At 42.3% G+C, this 18,116-nt stretch carries 13 protein-coding genes; 3 read left to right on the plus strand and 10 right to left on the minus strand.

Annotated elements, in window-relative coordinates:
* From AC13FX_RS01720 to rpsL, 4 genes are all read right to left on the minus strand, one after another.
* A partial coding sequence (locus AC13FX_RS01720) for a GTP-binding protein (RefSeq protein WP_350201445.1) occupies window positions 1-135 on the minus strand: 135 nt, incomplete at its 3' end.
* 35 nt (window positions 136-170) lie between these two features.
* On the minus strand, window positions 171-2,309 hold the full coding sequence (gene fusA / locus AC13FX_RS01725; protein WP_482878677.1) for an elongation factor G: 2,139 nt from the start codon (window positions 2,307-2,309) through the stop codon (window positions 171-173).
* Window positions 2,310-2,332: 23 nt separating this feature from the next.
* Complete coding sequence (gene rpsG / locus AC13FX_RS01730) at window positions 2,333-2,800, minus strand: 30S ribosomal protein S7 (protein ID WP_395080369.1); 468 nt, start codon at window positions 2,798-2,800, stop codon at window positions 2,333-2,335.
* A gap of 26 nt (window positions 2,801-2,826) precedes the next feature.
* A complete protein-coding gene (gene rpsL, locus AC13FX_RS01735; RefSeq protein WP_020404630.1) occupies window positions 2,827-3,201 on the minus strand; it encodes a 30S ribosomal protein S12 in 375 nt (124 codons plus the stop codon).
* 191 nt (window positions 3,202-3,392) lie between these two features.
* Here rpsL and recG point away from each other — a divergent pair, with 191 nt between their 5' ends.
* Complete coding sequence (gene recG, locus AC13FX_RS01740) at window positions 3,393-5,462, plus strand: ATP-dependent DNA helicase RecG (RefSeq protein ID WP_482878678.1); 2,070 nt, start codon at window positions 3,393-3,395, stop codon at window positions 5,460-5,462.
* 17 nt (window positions 5,463-5,479) lie between these two features.
* Here recG and typA read toward each other — a convergent pair whose 3' ends face one another.
* The gene (typA, locus tag AC13FX_RS01745) at window positions 5,480-7,300 is read right to left on the minus strand and encodes a translational GTPase TypA (RefSeq protein WP_482878679.1); all 1,821 of its coding nucleotides are present in this window, start codon (window positions 7,298-7,300) and stop codon (window positions 5,480-5,482) included.
* Between the two features lie 224 nt (window positions 7,301-7,524).
* Here typA and AC13FX_RS01750 point away from each other — a divergent pair, with 224 nt between their 5' ends.
* Window positions 7,525-8,481 carry a calcium/sodium antiporter gene (locus AC13FX_RS01750; RefSeq protein ID WP_482878680.1) on the plus strand — a complete coding sequence of 319 codons (957 nt, stop codon included), beginning with the start codon at window positions 7,525-7,527 and terminating at the stop codon, window positions 8,479-8,481.
* A gap of 127 nt (window positions 8,482-8,608) precedes the next feature.
* Here AC13FX_RS01750 and AC13FX_RS01755 read toward each other — a convergent pair whose 3' ends face one another.
* On the minus strand, window positions 8,609-9,679 hold the full coding sequence (locus AC13FX_RS01755) for a hypothetical protein (RefSeq protein WP_482878681.1): 1,071 nt from the start codon (window positions 9,677-9,679) through the stop codon (window positions 8,609-8,611).
* A 165-nt stretch (window positions 9,680-9,844) separates the two neighbouring features.
* Here AC13FX_RS01755 and AC13FX_RS01760 point away from each other — a divergent pair, with 165 nt between their 5' ends.
* On the plus strand, window positions 9,845-10,621 hold the full coding sequence (locus tag AC13FX_RS01760; RefSeq protein ID WP_482878682.1) for an SDR family oxidoreductase: 777 nt from the start codon (window positions 9,845-9,847) through the stop codon (window positions 10,619-10,621).
* Between the two features lie 37 nt (window positions 10,622-10,658).
* On the opposite strand, the gene AC13FX_RS01765 is transcribed toward AC13FX_RS01760, so the two are convergent.
* The 4 genes from AC13FX_RS01765 to AC13FX_RS01780 form a co-directional block, all read right to left on the minus strand.
* The gene (locus AC13FX_RS01765) at window positions 10,659-11,447 is read right to left on the minus strand and encodes a glycoside hydrolase family 16 protein (protein WP_482878683.1); all 789 of its coding nucleotides are present in this window, start codon (window positions 11,445-11,447) and stop codon (window positions 10,659-10,661) included.
* Between the two features lie 157 nt (window positions 11,448-11,604).
* On the minus strand, window positions 11,605-13,053 hold the full coding sequence (locus AC13FX_RS01770) for a PKD domain-containing protein (RefSeq protein WP_482878684.1): 1,449 nt from the start codon (window positions 13,051-13,053) through the stop codon (window positions 11,605-11,607).
* Window positions 13,054-13,100: 47 nt separating this feature from the next.
* Complete coding sequence (locus tag AC13FX_RS01775) at window positions 13,101-14,678, minus strand: RagB/SusD family nutrient uptake outer membrane protein (protein ID WP_482878685.1); 1,578 nt, start codon at window positions 14,676-14,678, stop codon at window positions 13,101-13,103.
* A gap of 31 nt (window positions 14,679-14,709) precedes the next feature.
* Window positions 14,710-18,081, minus strand: coding sequence for a SusC/RagA family TonB-linked outer membrane protein (locus tag AC13FX_RS01780; protein ID WP_482878686.1), 3,372 nt, complete (start codon window positions 18,079-18,081; stop codon window positions 14,710-14,712).
* Window positions 18,082-18,116 lie beyond the last annotated feature (35 nt).

An 18,116-nucleotide genomic window follows, 5' to 3' on the forward strand; every position in this document is an offset into this window, starting at 1 on the left:
CTTCGCTACGCCACCGTACGTCTTCGCCATTACTGTCGTAATCGCTGCCGTCAATGTCGTTTTTCCGTGATCTACGTGGCCAATCGTGCCTACGTTTACGTGGGGCTTATTCCGTTGAAAGGTCTCTTTTGCCATGATTAATTAATTTATACTTAGTGTTATTAATTTCTTTATGATTGTTTCTCAATGATTTCCTGAGCCAATGTCTCCGGAACTTCAATGTAGTCGTGGAACTCCATAGAGTACACTGCACGACCCTGTGTCAATGATCTAAGATCCGTAGAATAACCGAACATTTCGGAAAGAGGCACATGAGCCTTAACTACAGATCCTTCTTTGTTAGAATCCATACTTTGCATGATTCCCCTTCTACTGTTAAGGTCACCGATCACATCACCCATATATTCTTCCGGAGTGATGATCTCAACCTTCATAACAGGCTCAAGGATTTTAGGTGCAGCTTTTCTAGCTGCATTTCTGAAGCCAAGTTTTGCACATAATTCGAAACTCAACTGGTCAGAGTCAACATCGTGATATGATCCATCTTTTAGTCTGAATCCAACATTTTCAACTGAATAATTTGCCTGAATACCACTATTTGTGGCCTCCTGGAAACCTTTCATGACTGATGGAATGAATTCTCTTGGAATATTACCACCCACGATCTCATTGATAAAGATGAATCCTTCCTCTCGGGTAATTCGGTCTTCATTACCATCGTAATTTTCAAATTCCTCGATCGGACCCATCTCAAAAGTTATATCAGCAAACTTACCACGACCACCGGTTTGCTTCTTATAAATTTCTCTGTGCTCAACTGTCTTGGAAATGGTTTCACGATAAGAAACCTGAGGAGCACCAACGTTTGCCTCAACCTTGAATTCTCTTTTCAGGCGATCAACAATGATCTCAAGGTGAAGCTCACCCATTCCGGCAATAGTGGTCTGACCTGTTTCATGGTCAGTTCTAACCTGGAATGTAGGATCTTCTTCAGCTAGTTTTTGCAGACCTGTAGAAAGTTTCTCACCATCAGCTTTTGTTTTAGGCTCAACGGCAAGTTTAATTACAGGTTCAGGAAAAGTGATCTGCTCAAGTATTACTGGGTGATCTTCTGCACAGAGAGTATCACCTGTATGAACTTCTTTAATTCCAATAATAGCAGCAATATCACCTGCTTGTATGTAATCAAGATCTTTCTTGTCATTAGCGTGCATCTCTAAAAGACGCCCAACTCGCTCTCTGTTACCTGTAGAAGCATTAAGTATATAAGAACCTTTTTCCAGCCTGCCAGAGTAAACTCTACAGAAAGTAAGCTTACCTACATATGGATCCGTCATGATCTTAAATGCAAGAGCAGAAAATGGAGCATTTACATCCGGTGCTTTCTTGACCTCTTCATCAGTTTCCGGGTCAATACCTTTAACCGGAGGAATATCAAGCGGATTAGGCATGAAATCCAATACACGATCCAATAATACCTGAACCCCTTTATTCTTTAGGGCAGTTCCCAGCATTACCGGTGTAATATCCTTGGAAATCGTTGCCTCACGAAGAGCAGAAATGATCTCTTCTTCAGAGATCTCCTCCTCCATGAGGTATTTTTCCATTAAAGAATCATCATAGTCAGCCAAAGCCTCGATCATCTTCTGACGATAGTCGGCAGCTTTACCACTCAACTCTTCAGGTATTTCTACAACATCATATTTAGCACCAAGAGATTCATCATCCCAGATGATAGCCTGCATATTGATCAGATCAACAACGCCCTGAAAATCAGCTTCAGAACCTATAGGAATCTGAATTGGAATTGGATTGGCATTCAGCTTTTCATCAAGCTCTTCTACTACGTTATAGAAATCAGCACCAACTTTATCCATTTTATTTACAAAGGCCATACATGGCACTTCATATTTGTTGGCCTGACGCCATACAGTTTCTGACTGTGGCTGAACCGCGCCGACAGAGTCAAGCACAAAGACAGCACCATCCAATACACGAAGTGAACGCTCTACCTCTACGGTAAAGTCAACGTGACCCGGTGTATCAATAATGTTAATTCGGTGATCCTTCCATATACAATGAGTAGCAGCAGACTGAATTGTAATTCCTCTCTCCTGCTCCTGCTCCATCCAGTCCATAGTTGCGGCGCCATCATGCACCTCACCCATACGGTGACTACGACCTGTGTAAAATAGAATACGCTCAGTCACGGTTGTTTTACCGGCATCAATGTGAGCCATGATACCGATATTCCGCGTGCGCCGGATCTTATCTAAAATTTTTGGATCTGTTTTTGTTGCTTCAGACATAATACTTGTTCAAATAATATTCTTTAAAATCTAAAATGAGCAAATGCTTTATTAGCGTCTGCCATTCTGTGTGTTTCATCCTTCTTACGAACCGCACCGCCTTCATTATTAGAAGCATCGATCAGCTCTCTGGAAAGTCGAATTGACATTGATTTATCGTTTCTGGAACGCGCAGCCTTGATCAACCATCTCATTCCAAGTGCCGTACCACGTTCTTGACGCACCTCAACAGGCACCTGATAAGTTGCCCCACCTACTCGTCGTGACTTAACCTCCACAACAGGAGTAGAATTCTGCAGTGCATTTCGGAATACATCGATCCCGGTTTCACCAGTTTTTTCTTCAATTACTTCAAATGCCTGATAAACAATCTTACGAGCAACATTCTTCTTGCCGTCTCGCATCAGGTTATTCACAAAGCGTGTTACCAGCTTATCCTCAAATATTGGATCCGCCTGTACATCTCTTTTGTCTGCTGTTTTTCTACGCATGCTCGATTAATCTTAAGTTCTTAATGTTACCCTTTAGGCTTTTTAGTGCCATACAAGCTTCGGCTCTGAGTTCTTCCCTCAACACCGGCTGTATCTAGCGTTCCTCTAATAATATGGTATCGAACACCGGGCAAATCTTTTACTCTACCTCCGCGGATCAACACAATACTATGTTCCTGTAAGTTATGTCCTTCTCCAGGTATGTAAGCCGAAACTTCAATACCGTTTGTTAAACGTACACGTGCTACCTTACGTAGAGCCGAGTTAGGCTTCTTAGGTGTTGTTGTGTATACGCGAGTACAAACACCACGCTTCTGCGGACAATTTTGCAGCGCAGGAGCTGTTGTCTTACTTACTTTACTTTTTCTACCTTTTCGTATGAGTTGTTGTATAGTTGGCACTGTTCAATTATTTGGTTATTGCCATCGAATCGAGAGCTTGCAAATATAGGGAACGTTCATGGAAGAATGCAAAAATTTTATATCATTTATTTCTTGTTTCTTCCTATTGCCCGATATTTTGGCGATAATGAGCGTTTATTTCACATAAATTAGGATATTAACTGTTTATCCGATATATAACTTTATATCAATTGAAATTAAGAGATCTTGACAATCTAAGCACCAAAAGGCTTGAAGTATTACATTCTGAAGGGATAAGGAATATCCTTGATCTGCTCGATTTTTTCCCCCGCAGATACCTTGACCGAAGCAATACACAGCAAATCAATTATTTAAAAGGTGCCGGCGAAGAAGTAACTGTTGCCGGCAAGGTTACTCAAATCAATATGGTTGGGTATGGAAAGAAAAAAAGACTCGAGGTGGTCATAAATGATGGTCATGGAGTATTAAAAGGGGTTTGGTTCAGGGGAGCTGGATACTTCAAACGTGTATTCAAAGAAGGAGAGACCGTAGCTTTCTTTGGGCCTGCCAAACGGTTTGGAAAAATGATCTCTATTGCTCACCCTGAGGTAGACAAGATCTCAAATGAAAGCGACCTTGAGGCATTCTCCAGGATCGTACCCATATACCCAGGCAGCAAGGGTTTGAGTAAAGCCCGAATTACAAGTAGCATGATCCAGAAATGGATGAAACAGATCATGAACAAGGTAACAGTCTCGGAATATTTACCCGAATCTCTACTATCAGAATTGAATTTCCCAGAACGGTCAGAGGCTTACCGGATGATACACTTTCCAGACTCACATAATGAACATAAAAATGCTCTAAACAGATTTAAATTTGAAGAGCTTTTTCTGTTTGAGATGAGCATGGAGAAAATTCACCATACCGTGAAGGAACGTGGCGCTGGGCATGTGTTCAAGAAATCGGGAAATTTCACAAAGCGCTATTTCAACGAACTTCTCCCTTTTGAACTAACTAACGGACAAAAAACATCTCTCTCTGAGATAAAGAAAGATGTCCGTTCAGGCAAACAGATGAACCGCCTCATACAGGGAGATGTTGGGGCCGGTAAGACCGTTGTAGCCATTGGTGCAATACTTATGGCTCTTGACAATGGTTATCAGGCTGCCTTCCTGGCTCCTACGGAAATACTGGCTGAGCAACATTACCGAACACTTTCAAATCACCTCAAAGATATGCCAATCAACATTCGGTTGCTCATTGGTTCCCAAAAAAAGGCTTTGAGAACCGATATACTGACGGATATTGAGGGTGGCAATGCACAGATAATAGTTGGCACTCATGCTATAATACAGGATCAGGTTCGGTTCCATAACCTTGGACTTGCCGTTATTGATGAACAGCATCGTTTTGGTGTTAAACAACGAGCTGACCTTCTAAACAAGGGAGAACATCCTCATATGTTGGTCATGAGTGCAACTCCTATTCCCCGCTCCCTTGCCATGACCGTTTATGCCGACCTGGATGTATCGATCATAAAGGATCTTCCAGCCGGACGTATACCAATCAAAACAGCCATTCGGTCTGAGAAAAAACGAGAACACGTTATGAATTTCGTAAGGCAGGAAGTTCAGGATGGCGGGCAAGTATATGTGGTGTACCCTTTGGTTGAGGAATCCGAGGCGCTGGACCTGAAGGATGCCACGGCCGGCTTTGAAAGGCTCAAAAAACGTTTTCCGGAATTCGGAATTGGCTTGCTCCATGGCCGTATGAAAACAGAGGAAAAAGATGCTGTCATGAAACAATTCATCAATCATGAGATCCAGATCCTGGTTTCCACTACTGTTATCGAGGTTGGTGTGGATGTACCGAATGCATCAGTAATGATCATTGAGCATGCTGAAAGATTCGGCCTTTCTCAGCTTCACCAGTTACGGGGAAGAATTGGTCGTGGCAAACGGCAGAGTTATTGCATTCTTATGCCTGACGTTAAGGTGAGTAAGTCGGGAGCTTACCGGCTCAAAACCATGGAAGAAACCAACGATGGTTTCCGGATCGCGGAAGCTGACCTGAAGCTTCGTGGCCCGGGTGACTTTCTTGGTACCAAACAAAGTGGCCTTCCCGATTTTAAATTTGCTGATATCGTAGAAGACCAGTACTTGCTGACTCAAGCCAAAGAAATGGCAAATGAATTACTGGCTCAGGATCCAAACCTTACTACTCCAGAAAACTCTGATCTACAAAAAGTCTTTGCACCATACTTTCAGAGTAAGGTCAAGTTTTATGGGCTAGGATGATTTTATTTGGATCAACCTTAAACCCCGGCCTTTTTCTTCTCTTCCCTCTTACGGTCGTTATGATCAAGGAATGTCTTGCGGATGCGCAAAGCTTTTGGAGTTACTTCTAATAGTTCATCGTTATCAATAAACTCAATACATTGTTCCAGGCTTAGCTTTCTGGCCTGACTGATCTTTACGGAATCCGCGGTTTGTGTTGCTCGGTGATTGGTTAGGTTTTTCTTCTTCACAACATTAACCACCATGTCATCGTTGCGTTTGTTTACGCCAACAACCTGGCCCATATATACCGGATCTCCCGGTTCAACAAAAAATTCTCCTCGATCCTGAATACCTTCAAGTGCATAGCCGGTAACATCACCTTGTTCTAATGCGATCAAGGCCCCACGGTTCCTTCCTGGGATCTCACCGGCATATGGCTCATAGCCATCAAACTGCTGGTGCATGATACCGGTACCTCGTGTTTCAGTAAGCATCTCGCCCCGGAAACCGATCAAACCTCGGGAAGGTACGCGAAACTCAATTCGGTTATTTTCACCTTCCTGACTCATGGATGTCATAATACCTTTTCGCTTTTGCAAATTGTCGATCACCCGGTTACTGTAATCGGTCTGAACATCCACTACAACTTCTTCAACCGGCTCGTGCGTCACTCCATCTACCTCCTTGAAAAGGACTTCCGGACGGGATACCGAGAATTCATATCCTTCACGACGCATGGTCTCGATCAAAATAGCCATCTGCAATTCGCCCCGACCTGAAACTTTATAAATATCCGGGCTTTCCGTTGGCTCTACCCGCATGGCTACATTAGTGCGAACTTCTTTATTCAGCCGATCTTTCAGCTGATTGGATGTTACATAATCACCTTCTTTTCCTGCAAATGGTGAATTGTTTACCCTGAAATACATGGCAATGGTTGGTTTATCCAGATCCACATATTCAAGTGGTGTCATATCTGCCGTATCTGTTAACGTATCCCCGACATTTACTTCTTCATAACCGGCCAACGCAATGATATCACCTGCAACAGCCGTTTCAACGGGTTCTCGCTGCAGTCCATTAAAGGTGTAAAGTTTAGTGGCACGGGCTTTTTCTCTAACCTCTCCCTTACCATTCATCAAGGCAACTTCCTGCCCTACTTTGATGGTACCTTGTTCGATACGGCCTACAGCTATACGACCTACATAGTCATTCCAGTCGATACTGCTGACCAGCATCTTGAATTTTTCATCCGTGTTCTGCTCCGGTGCTGGAACATGCTCCACTATTTTGTCGAGTAAGGGAGCCAGATTCACATCCTCATCTTCCAGATGCTCTTTCGCGATACCGTTTACGGCTACTGCATATAGTACCGGGAAATCCAGTTGTTCATCTGTTGCATCCAGCATCACAAACAAGTCAAAGATCTCATCCAATACGGCATCAGGGCGTGCATCTTTTCGGTCTATCTTATTGATCACAACGATCGGCTTGTAACCCAAACTCAGCGACTTTCTAAGAACAAATTTGGTTTGAGGCAATGGGCCCTCAGCCGCATCAACCAACAGGATCACTCCATTTACCATTTTCAAAATTCGTTCAACCTCGCCGCCAAAGTCAGCGTGACCCGGAGTATCTACTATATTGATCTTCGTATCTTTCCATTTAACGGCTGTATTCTTGGAACTGATAGTGATTCCGCGTTCTTTTTCAAGATCACCGGAATCCATTACTCTCTCTTCTACCTGTTGGTTCTCTCTGAAGGTACCGCTCTGTTTTAGAATTTGATCTACGAGCGTGGTCTTGCCATGATCTACGTGGGCAATGATGGCAATATTTCTTAAATCTTGTGACATGTAAGTGGGTAAAATCTATTATTTTAAAATGAAATTGCTGCTCGGTATATCTGTTATTAACTTGTATATAGTGAATAAGATGGCTGGTTCTGAACCAGATCCAATATTTATTCACATATTTATTTTACCGAAAAACAGCAAGCCTTAAATATACGGGTTATTTGACCAATTCCGTATTATTAAATAAATAATTGTGTCAAACCACATCCAAAACTCTTTAAAAGATGACTGTTCTTCTACTTTGGCTCACTCTCGGGCTTATTTTTTTGATAAAAGGAGCTGATCTTTTAGTTAATGGGGCTTCTGCACTAGCTAAAAAATTCAATGTTTCAGATCTGGCTATAGGGTTGACTGTTGTCGCTTTTGGCACCTCAGCACCTGAACTTGTTGTCAATATCATGGGAGCAATAGAAGGTCACCATGAGATCGTTTTTGCCAATGTTATAGGAAGTAATAATTTTAATCTACTTGTGATCCTCGGCATTACCGGCCTTATTACACCGCTTATAGTTCAGTCAAGTACGGTATGGAGGGAGATTCCCTTATCCCTGTTTGCCATCATCTTACTCTTTTTTCTCACGAATGATCTGTGGGCAGCTGATTCTTTTTTACTTAGCCGGCTGGATGGATTGATCCTACTGATCCTGTTCGGTGGCTTCCTTTTCTACGTATATAAACAATTATCTACCGATACAGCAGTGGACGCTGATACACCCACTCAGCTATCACCATTTAAGATCTGGAGTTTCATATTGATGGGTTTAGCGGGATTGGTAGTTGGAGGAAACTTTGTTGTAAATAACGCCATCGAAATAGCGAATATACTGGGTGTCAGTGAAAAGATCATTGGGCTCACAATTATTGCAGCGGGCACTTCCCTTCCCGAACTTGCTACATCTATGGTGGCCGCCTTTAAAAAGAACACCGACATTGCTGTTGGAAATATAATTGGGTCAAACATCTTCAATATATTCCTGATACTTGGTGTCAGTTCAATGGTAAAACCTATTCAATACAACCCCTCATTTAATTCAGAAATGTACCTGCTGGCAGGGGGAACCGTTTTACTTTTTATTGGAATGTTCACCGGACAAAAGAAAAAACTGGATCGGTGGGAAGCCACACTGTTGCTAGTGATCTTTTTGGGATATACCGGTTACCTGGTGGCCGGGGAGCTTTGATTGTTGAACCCACACCCAAACGCTGCGAGGTCTTGGGGACGCTCGCAGGTTTTACTTTGTTCACAATGTAACAACCTCGCAGCGTCCGAAGGTCCTGCGAGCGTTGTGGGACTTTAGAATCAATAGTTCAAAACCGGATCTCACCGATCAGCTCTATACGGCTGAAATCCGCCGGATCAAATACCGCCCTGGATTCTCTATGACTAAAATCGATCATGATCTTAGACCTGTCTTCAAAAACGTAAGCGAGCCCAACCACACTATCCAAAACGATCCACCTCTGACGATCCTTGTCAAATAATTGCTCTGTCCTCCCGGTTATAGCAATGGGTATATTTTTTAAAGGTTGTAATTCACCAAAAACACTCCATCCCTGAAATTGATAAGGTGTAATTCCCTGAAGATCTTCAAAACGAATATCGTCTGTTGACTCAAAACCCTGACCAACAAAATTAAACCGATTTGACTCAAAAGTTACAGCCGCTCCATAAATATTGAATTCCGGATTTGCAGAGGAATTACCTTTACCATATGCTCCAAAAGCAGACACCTGAAATCCGGGTAAGAACCCCGCAAATGGACGCAGACTTAATCTTCCTTCTAATAATTTATTGTTGTTTTGCTCAAGAGAGGAGTACCCGCCCCCGTTGTACACTCCTACACCAAAACTTCCATAACGGCTATCATTCGAACTTAAACTAGGTTCATTGAGGCTTTCCCCAAAACCGGTCTCAAAATAAATTCCATAATCTGCGGAGGGTAAAAAGTCATTTTGGTCGAGGTACATACTTTTTTGGGATCTGTAATCATTTATTTCCTGTTCAAAACTGATCCATGGACGTCTGGTTACCCCACCGGAAACAACCGGATCATTAAAGATCCCATAACCTGATAGATCATATTCCACAAAAGCATATTTCAGGCGCAGCTCAATATCCCCAATTCCATCACCTTCTTGATCAATTGTTACATCCTGAGTAATACGAGCGCTGAAGCGGTCAGCAAGCTGATGCCTGAAGTTAACATACCCCCTTTTGAGGGTGAACTGATTTTCGAAAGAGTCGCCTGTGATATCGTGTTCAAATGTGAAAAACATCACGCCATCAATGCGAAAGTTTTCCTGAAAACTTTGAGCCTGCACGCCTTGAAAAGAAATAGACATAGCAATGGCAATCACTAAAACTGTGAGCTTTTTCATCTTAATTGAATATGTTCGTAAGTGTGCTGATTATTATCGATGCAAAATACAGCATTCATTTGCCCTTTTCTTATTATCTCCCAAAACTTTACAATAACTTCATATCGAACTTTTTCCGGGATGAAATGTTTTAGAAATAATAGAACATAGAAATTAAAGAGAATTATGGACCTAAAACTCACCGATCAACGATTTGTAGTATGTGGAGCCTCCAGCGGCTTCGGCGAAGCTATTTCACGGCAGCTTTTACAAGAAGGAGCACATGTGGTTTTAGTGGCACGCCGAGGAAATTTGTTACAGGATAAGTTTTCCAACTTTGATGATAAAACAGAGATCATAGAAGGAAGTTTGATCTATGGCGAAACTTTGGATAAGATCGAAAAGTCGGTTCAATCAAAGGAAACGCATGGCATTGTATTTAATGCAGGAGGACCTCCCACAGGAACTCCTTTGGAAACCAAAATGAAAGATTGGGATTCTGCCTGGCAATTAGTGATGCGTTGGAAAATCGATCTGGCTTTAAGGGTAGCTCCTTTCTTAAAAGAAAAAAAGTATGGTCGAATGCTATTCATTGAAAGTCAATCTGTAAAGCAACCGCTACCCTCTTTAACACTTAGTAACAGTTTCAGGGCGGGAGTAGTTGGTTTTGCTAAAACGCTGGCGCTGGAAATAGCCGGATCAGGTGTGACAGCTAATGTACTCGCTCCGGGCTCTCACGAAACGCCGGCCATAGAACGAGTGATCCAGAAGAATAAAGCATCACTCAACATCAGTTTTGAAGAAGCAAAAGAGAAGATGGAAAAAGGCATCCCGGTTGGGCGAATGGGAACGGCTGAAGAGTTCGCTTCACTGGCAACCTGGTTACTTTCTCCTCACTCCGGTTATGTTACAGGACAAACCATTAGCCATGACGGTGGAAGTATCAAAGGGTTATTTGGTTAACCTGAATAATTGGTATTTCTTCTATCTGATAAAAGATTTAGTTCTTGAAGACTCTGACATAATCAACCAGCATAGTTGCCTCTGTCAGGTTCGGATCGATCCCATTCCTGCTACTTCCATCGCCGGTCTCTAAATCCCGGTCACTCCCCCAGTTACCTCCCATTGCAACATTCAGGATGATGAAAAAATCATCGTTAAAAGGCCAGGCTTCTGCTGTTTTTGAGCTTGGACTATAGACATAAAAGGCCTCATCATCCAGCTTAAAGGTGATGCTCTCTGGAGTCCATTCTAGTTCGTAAACATGAAATTCAGAACTAAAATCAGGGACATTTACATGATCTGAGTTTTGGGTGTTTCCGTAACTTGAAGGGGTATGCAATGAACCATGTACAACGCCCGGGTCTTTCCCAACATGCTCCATAATATCGATCTCACCGGCTGCCGGCCATCCTTCAGAAGATATATCAGAACCCAACATCCAGATGGCAGGCCAAGTACCTATGCCTTCAGGAAGCTTGGCCCTTACTCTAACAGTAACGTATTTAAATTCTTTTAATCCCTGCGTTTTAAGGCGTGCTGAAGTCCACTCACCATTTTCTTTCAGAGCACTTATTACCAGATTTCCACCTTCAATTCGTACATTTTTTGATTCGTCTGTGTAATACTGTTCTTCATTGTTACCCCAACCCCAATCTCCGTGCCCAATATCATAGGTCCAGTTACCTGAGTCTGGTGCACCGTTATCTGAAAATTCATCAGACCATATCAGATCTCCCGCTTGAAGTGTATCCGTGGGATCTGTTTCATTATAGTCAAAGCTGTCCACACTGTTTTCAGAACTACAATTTGTTAGGTTTATAAACAGGATTAAAATAAAGGCTAATAAGCTCACGTTTTTGGCACTTTTTATCATCGGTTTATTTTTTAGGTATAAAAAAAGGAAGGAAACTGTTGCCTCCTTCCTTAACTACTATTTACTAATACTATTGTGGTGCAGTGAATTCAATATCATCCAGGAAGAAAATACCCGGCTGGCTATGTCCTTCTCCACCTATCTGAATTATGATCTTGTCATAAATATCAGAATCACTCCAACCGCTGAAATCAAACTCTAATTCAACCCAGGTATCTAACTGATTTACCGGTTGAATGATAGCCGCTTGATTTTCCCACGGAGCAGGGTTCTTGGTATCATGCAGTTTCACTTCTACCTGTTGTTCCAGGATTCCTGAAGACCAAGCCTGTGCACCGGGATCAACTGTGGTATAATCGTTATATGAAGGCATGTAAACCTTAAGGCGAACAATATTTCTTTCATTCAAATTGATATTGTATTCCAGGTCGGTGTACACATTGTCAAACTGAGAAAGGTTTTTGACATACTTAGCTACTTTACCTGAAGTATTGACAGGTACAGGAGCAGGGTTATCATAGTTTTCGTTGAACTCACCAACTTCGTCAGCTGTCCAAACTATATTACCTTCTTCGTCAAAATTATCAAATAATTCTTCTGAGGTATAAGGCAGTTCCGGTTCTGGTACTACAGGATGAGTATATCCCTCTGGAATAAGAGTATGATACCAAACCAAACCATTTTTGGTGTCCTCATATCTGATTGTCATTTTATTTTCTGTTAACTCCAGCACCTGGTACCGACGTGCTCCAGCATAGAAACCGATAAAGGTTGGATCTGAAACAGTTAGAAACATATCACCATTTTCCTGCTCAACGAAACTAAAAGTTTGGTTATCAGGAGCAGTCCATGGAGCCATCAGATCAGCTCCATCTGGTGGAACGGTCGTGTTATCAAACTCATCTCCGTAAGAGGCATTCAGGAATACATCACCATTAGTTTCCATATCAAATGAAAAGCCATTTAGAATAAATGTATATCGATCATTATAAATACCTGATCCAGTTTTAGCTTCTGGTGGAGCTGCCCAATACTCCGGCCAATAACTGCTGGTTGGACCAACTCCCATATGTCCTGCCTGAGTACTGTCAATAACCCAGGTTTTACCATCAACGTTATCAACACCGCCAGTCAAGATATTAAGATTTGGGTCATCAAGCATGGTAGCATTGGTTTCCAGGATATCGATAGTACCTGTATTCATTGCCTGACCAGATGGAGTAAAAATAGTCAGTGTTACAGTGTATTCACCTTTCAGTGGATACTCACCAATTACTTCATCCCCTTCTGCTGTTTGACCATTTCCAAGATCCCAAACTGCTCTGAAGCTACCCTCTGAAGTATTGGTAAATTGAATCACATTTGGGTTTTCTGAATCAGGTGTTGATTCAAATGTCACTGTTTCAGATGTTGGTGCCGGATCAAGTGATGGATCTGACGACATCTGTGGTTCACAGGCTACCAATCCAAACAGTAGCAGTACAGGAACAATCCATTGAATTTTTGTTAGTGTTTTCATAGTGATATTGTTTCGGTTATAAATATTCTTAGTTCTTCAGATCCGGATCAATTATAGCCGTTATTCTGTTGTAGATCGCCATTTGATATATCGATCTCACTTTGTGGTATTGGGAACAAGCCCTCTTTGGTTGTATTGTAGGTGATCTCGAAATCAGGTGCGTCACCCTGGTATCCGGGTTTCACTTCTCCCTGTACAGAAATATTCTGTTCTGCTTCCTGCTGACCATATCTCTGAAGATCCCAATAGCGGTGACCTTCAAGTGCCAGCTCTATTCTACGCTCATTTTTAATGTTTTCCATAGTTGCCGGAACGGTTCCAAGTCCTACACGTAAACGTACCCGGTTAAGGTAATTTTCAGCAGTTGTTGGATTGCTATTCTTCAAGTGAAGTTCTGCACCCATTAGAAGTACATCTGAGAAACGAATGACACGATAGTTGTTACCCCAGTTGAGTTCCAACTGTCCATCCGATGGCTCATAGGACTTATGGGTCGTGTATTTTTGGGTATACTTACCTGTATGTTGATAGCCAACAGTAATTCCTGCATTCAATTCGCTTTCAAAAAGCACTGTAGCATCAAGTCTTGGATCGTTAGGATCGAAGGCATCCACTAACTCATTGGTTACAGGAGAAAAACTCCAACCCCTCTGATAGTCTTCGTTTGCAGGTTCATCCACACGCGGGCCCTGCATTTGTGGCGCCATGTTACCTTCACCACCCTGAATAAAGCCCCAGTCATACCATGGTCTTGAATCGGAATATGAGATCTCGAACACAGACTCATTACTGAATTCAAAATCTGGTTTGAAGTTATCCTCGTAGTTAGGCAACAGATCATGACCACTTTGTGTGATCACGCTGTCGATCATTGTAATAGCAAAAGCTCTGTCAACAGTTTGACTTCCTGCTGTCAGATCCTGGCCAAATACATCTGAGTAGTAAAGGTAAACCTTAGCTAACAATGCCTGTCCGGCCCACTTACTTATTCTACCCTGCTCATTTGCCGGAATTGTAACCGGAAGATGCGGAACAGCTTCCACAAGGTCCTGTGCGATCTGATTATAAACATCAGCAGGAGCTGCCTGAGGCTGGTTATACTCATCAGGATTGTCAAGTGGCTCAGTGATCAACGGTACATTTTGGAAGAAACGTACAAGATCAAAATAGAAGTAGGCTCTCAGGAATTTAGCTTCTGCGATCGTGCGATCCAGAAAAGCCTGATTGGCGTCAAGACCTTCGATCTCTGCCAAATATTTGTTAGCGCGATAAATACCGGTGTAGTATTTCTGCCATAAGCCGTGTACCTCACCATTGGTGGTTCTGATGTTATGTTTATCGATCTCAATGATATTCGGAGCGTCATTACGACTGGCGCCACCGGCGTACACGTCGTCTGAAGCAATATCACTCAGCATCTCAGGCACATGGAATCCAACAACGGTGTTCCATTGTAGAACATCATATATGGCCACTAATGCCTCTTGTGCATCTTGTTCTGTTTGGTAGAAGTTAGATTCTACTCGTTGGTCGAGAGGTTGTTCATCTAAGAAGCTATCACAGCTGCTAATAAAAACAGTGGAAGCAACAATCAAGAACGCTGTTAAAGTCTTTAAGTATTTCATGATCATGAATGTTTATGGGTAGAACTATCTGTTAAAATGTTAGGTTGACGCCAAGTCGGAAACTGCGCGCTTGTGGATAAACACCACGGTCGACACCGACACTTAATGGAGACGCTGAGCCTATTTCAGGATCAAATCCACTGTATCCGGTCAGGGTGAATAGGTTTTCAGCTGACACATAAATGCGTGCGTTGCTCAGGCTTAATCTATTCAGAATATTTTGTGATAGATTGTATCCAACCTGTACGTTTTTAACTCTCAGATAAGAACCGTCTTCAACGTAGAGATCAGAGATCTTAGACCAGTTACCATTGGCATCATTCCAGGTAAACCTAGGCAACTCGTTAGAAGTACCAGGGCCTGTCCATCTTTCAAGGTAGGATGCCGGCATGTTAGACATGGTCAGGTCATGACGACGGGTTGCATTGAAGATGTCATTTCCAAGGGTACCCTGTAAGAATAATGACAGGTCAAATTGCTTGTAGTTTGCGCCAAAGTTGGCCCCGAAAGTCATGTCAGGAGTCGGGTTTCCGATCTGTGTACGGTCACCATCATCGATCTGCCCATTACCATTCAGGTCTCTGAATATCACATCGCCAGGTTCGGCCAAAGGCTGAATAAGCTGGCCTTGCTCATTAACATAATTATCCACTTCCTGTTGGGTTTGGAAAATTCCATCTGTCTCATATCCCCAGAAATATCCAATTGGGAAGCCTTCTTCAGCACGGGTCACAATTCCGTAAGTTGCGAATCCGGTTCCTACGATCACACCCTCTGCATTACCGATATGAGTAACTTCATTACTGTTGAATGCAAAGTTCAAGCCTACATTATAATTGAACTCATTGGTATAGTCTCTGTAATCGATACTGAACTCAAATCCTTCGTTCTCAACAGTACCACCGTTTACAACAGGGGCATTGTTTCCAACATGTCCAGGGATTGGTGCTCTTACCAGCAATCCTTTGGTATCTTTTTGATAGTAATCAGCAGCCAGGATCAGTTTATCCTGCCAGAATCCTACATCAACACCAAAGTTAAGTTGCTCTGATGTTTCCCATTTCAGATTTGGGTTCGGAACACTGGATGGAATGGCACCGGTAGTAAAGGTTTCATTTGAACCAAATGTGTAACCATAACCGGTTGCAATTGTTGAAGTATAAGCGAAGTTACCAATGTTCTGGTTACCATTCTGACCCCAGGAAACACGAAGTTTCAGAAGGTTAATATCGTCCAGGTCTTCCATAAAGGATTCATTACTCATCACCCAACCTAGAGATACTGATGGGAATACAGCATATCGGTTATTTGAACCGAATTTTGATGATCCATCAACCCTTACAATACCTGTAAGTAAGTAGGTCTCATCAAAGTTGTAACTTGCACGCCCAAAATAGGAAAGAAGTTTTTCATTATAAGCTCCACCTGAGGCGCGCATCGATTCTTCATTGGAAGCAACGTTCAACCATGCATTGGAGGGATCAGACATCAAAAGATTAGACTTAGATCCGAACAGATCCTCGAAATGAACTTTCTGAGCTGAGATACCACCCAATAAAGTAATGTTATGATTGCTGAATGTATTCTCATAACTCACAGTATTCTCTGAATTCCATGTAAACCATCGGGTTTCAGACTTGCTGACTAGCGATTCACCATTTGTTTGAGCAGAATTCAAATAGAAAGTTGGGTTATAATTATCACTTTTAACAAAGGCAGCATCTATACCAAAGCTACTTCTTACAACAAGATTTGGCATGACTTCATACTCGGCGTACAGATTATTAACAAGCTTATCTACTTGTGTTTCACCGTGGGTAACGGCTAATCTTGCCAGTGGGTTGACGATCTCCTGAGTTACATAATTTGAGATCCCATAATACAGGCCATCTTCATTTTGAACGGCATTGCTTGGGTAACTTTGAAGGTCAGCTTCATCGGTTTCGAATATTGGAGTCAAAGGATCCATATTCAAGGCATTACTTAATGGAGATCCCCACTCACTGTTACTGAGAACAGCGTTTCGGTTGATTCGGCTGTAATTCAAACTATTACCAAACCGGAATACATCGCTTACCTGATTATCTAATTTCAAGTTAAAGGTATTGCGGTCGAACTGAGATTTTTCACCTCCGATGATTCCTTCCTGTGAGAAATAGGAAATACCGGTTGAATACTGAGTCTTATTATTACCACCGGAAATTGTGATCTGGTGATTTGTCATCGGTGCGTTGTCATTAAATACCGCATCCTGCCAGTCTGTTCCACCTGTAACCTGAGGATCGATAGGGAATGGCATGCTAACACCGGCATAGGACGCCCCTTCATTCATCATAACCATATATTGGCGAGCATCCAGCATGTTGATCTTTTTCCAGGCATTCTGAATACCAGCATAACCCTCATAGGTTACGTTGGTCACATCAGGACGGCCAGATTTCGTAGTGATCAATACCACACCATTTGCGGCACGCGCTCCATAGATAGCTGCCGAAGCTGCATCTTTAAGCACCTGCATGGATTCAATTGATCCCGGGTTCAGATAATCAATTCCTCCAACAGGCATTCCATCTACAACAAATAGAGGGTCTGCACTTCCTGTGGTACCGGCTCCACGGATACGGATAGTTGGTGCCTCACCGGGCTGACCTGATTGATTAGCTACAAAAACCCCTGCAGTTCGTCCCTGAAGAGCTTGTTCAACACGTAGAACCGGAGTGTCATCAATACTCTCTGAACTGATCGAGGATACTGATCCTGTGATCTGACTTCTTCGTTTGGTTCCATAACCAACTACGATAAGCTCATCAGATTGTAATACTGATGGGACAAGAGCCACATCAATGTAATTTCTTCCATCTACAGGGATCTCTCTGGTATTAAACCCAAGAAATGAAAAGATCAGTGTATCCTGTGGTTCAGCTGTCAGAGTAAATGATCCATTCAGGTCTGTAGCTGTACCTCTTGAAGTTCCTTTGATAAGAATATTTACTCCGGGTAGTGTTTCCCCATTTTCAACATCAGTAACACGTCCTCTAACCGTATCAGCTACAGCTTGTGAAAACGCTTCCTTTTTAGATATAACATAAACCTGCTCACCAAGATGCTTGGAGCTTAATCTATAAGGAGTAAGAAGTGTTTCAAGTTTTTCAGTTAAGCTTCCCCTAAGTTCTACCTTCGGGTGACTTTTACCTTCAATCAGATCTGTTTTGTAGAAAAACACTACGTTGTAAGCGCTTTCCAAACTTTTCAAAGTTTTTTTCAGAGAAACCTGTTCTGAAGGATCTATTTCATGAATTCCACTGTTATTATAGGCGAATTGTCCTTCTTGTTCTGCCCAGGACGTACCCATACAGCAAAATGCAAATAATAAAACTAGCAGGGTGAATCTTTTAGCTTTCATAATGTTACTGTTTGATGTTATATCTTCTATTATTG

It is taken from the genome of Gracilimonas sp. B-17, assembly GCF_056857935.1.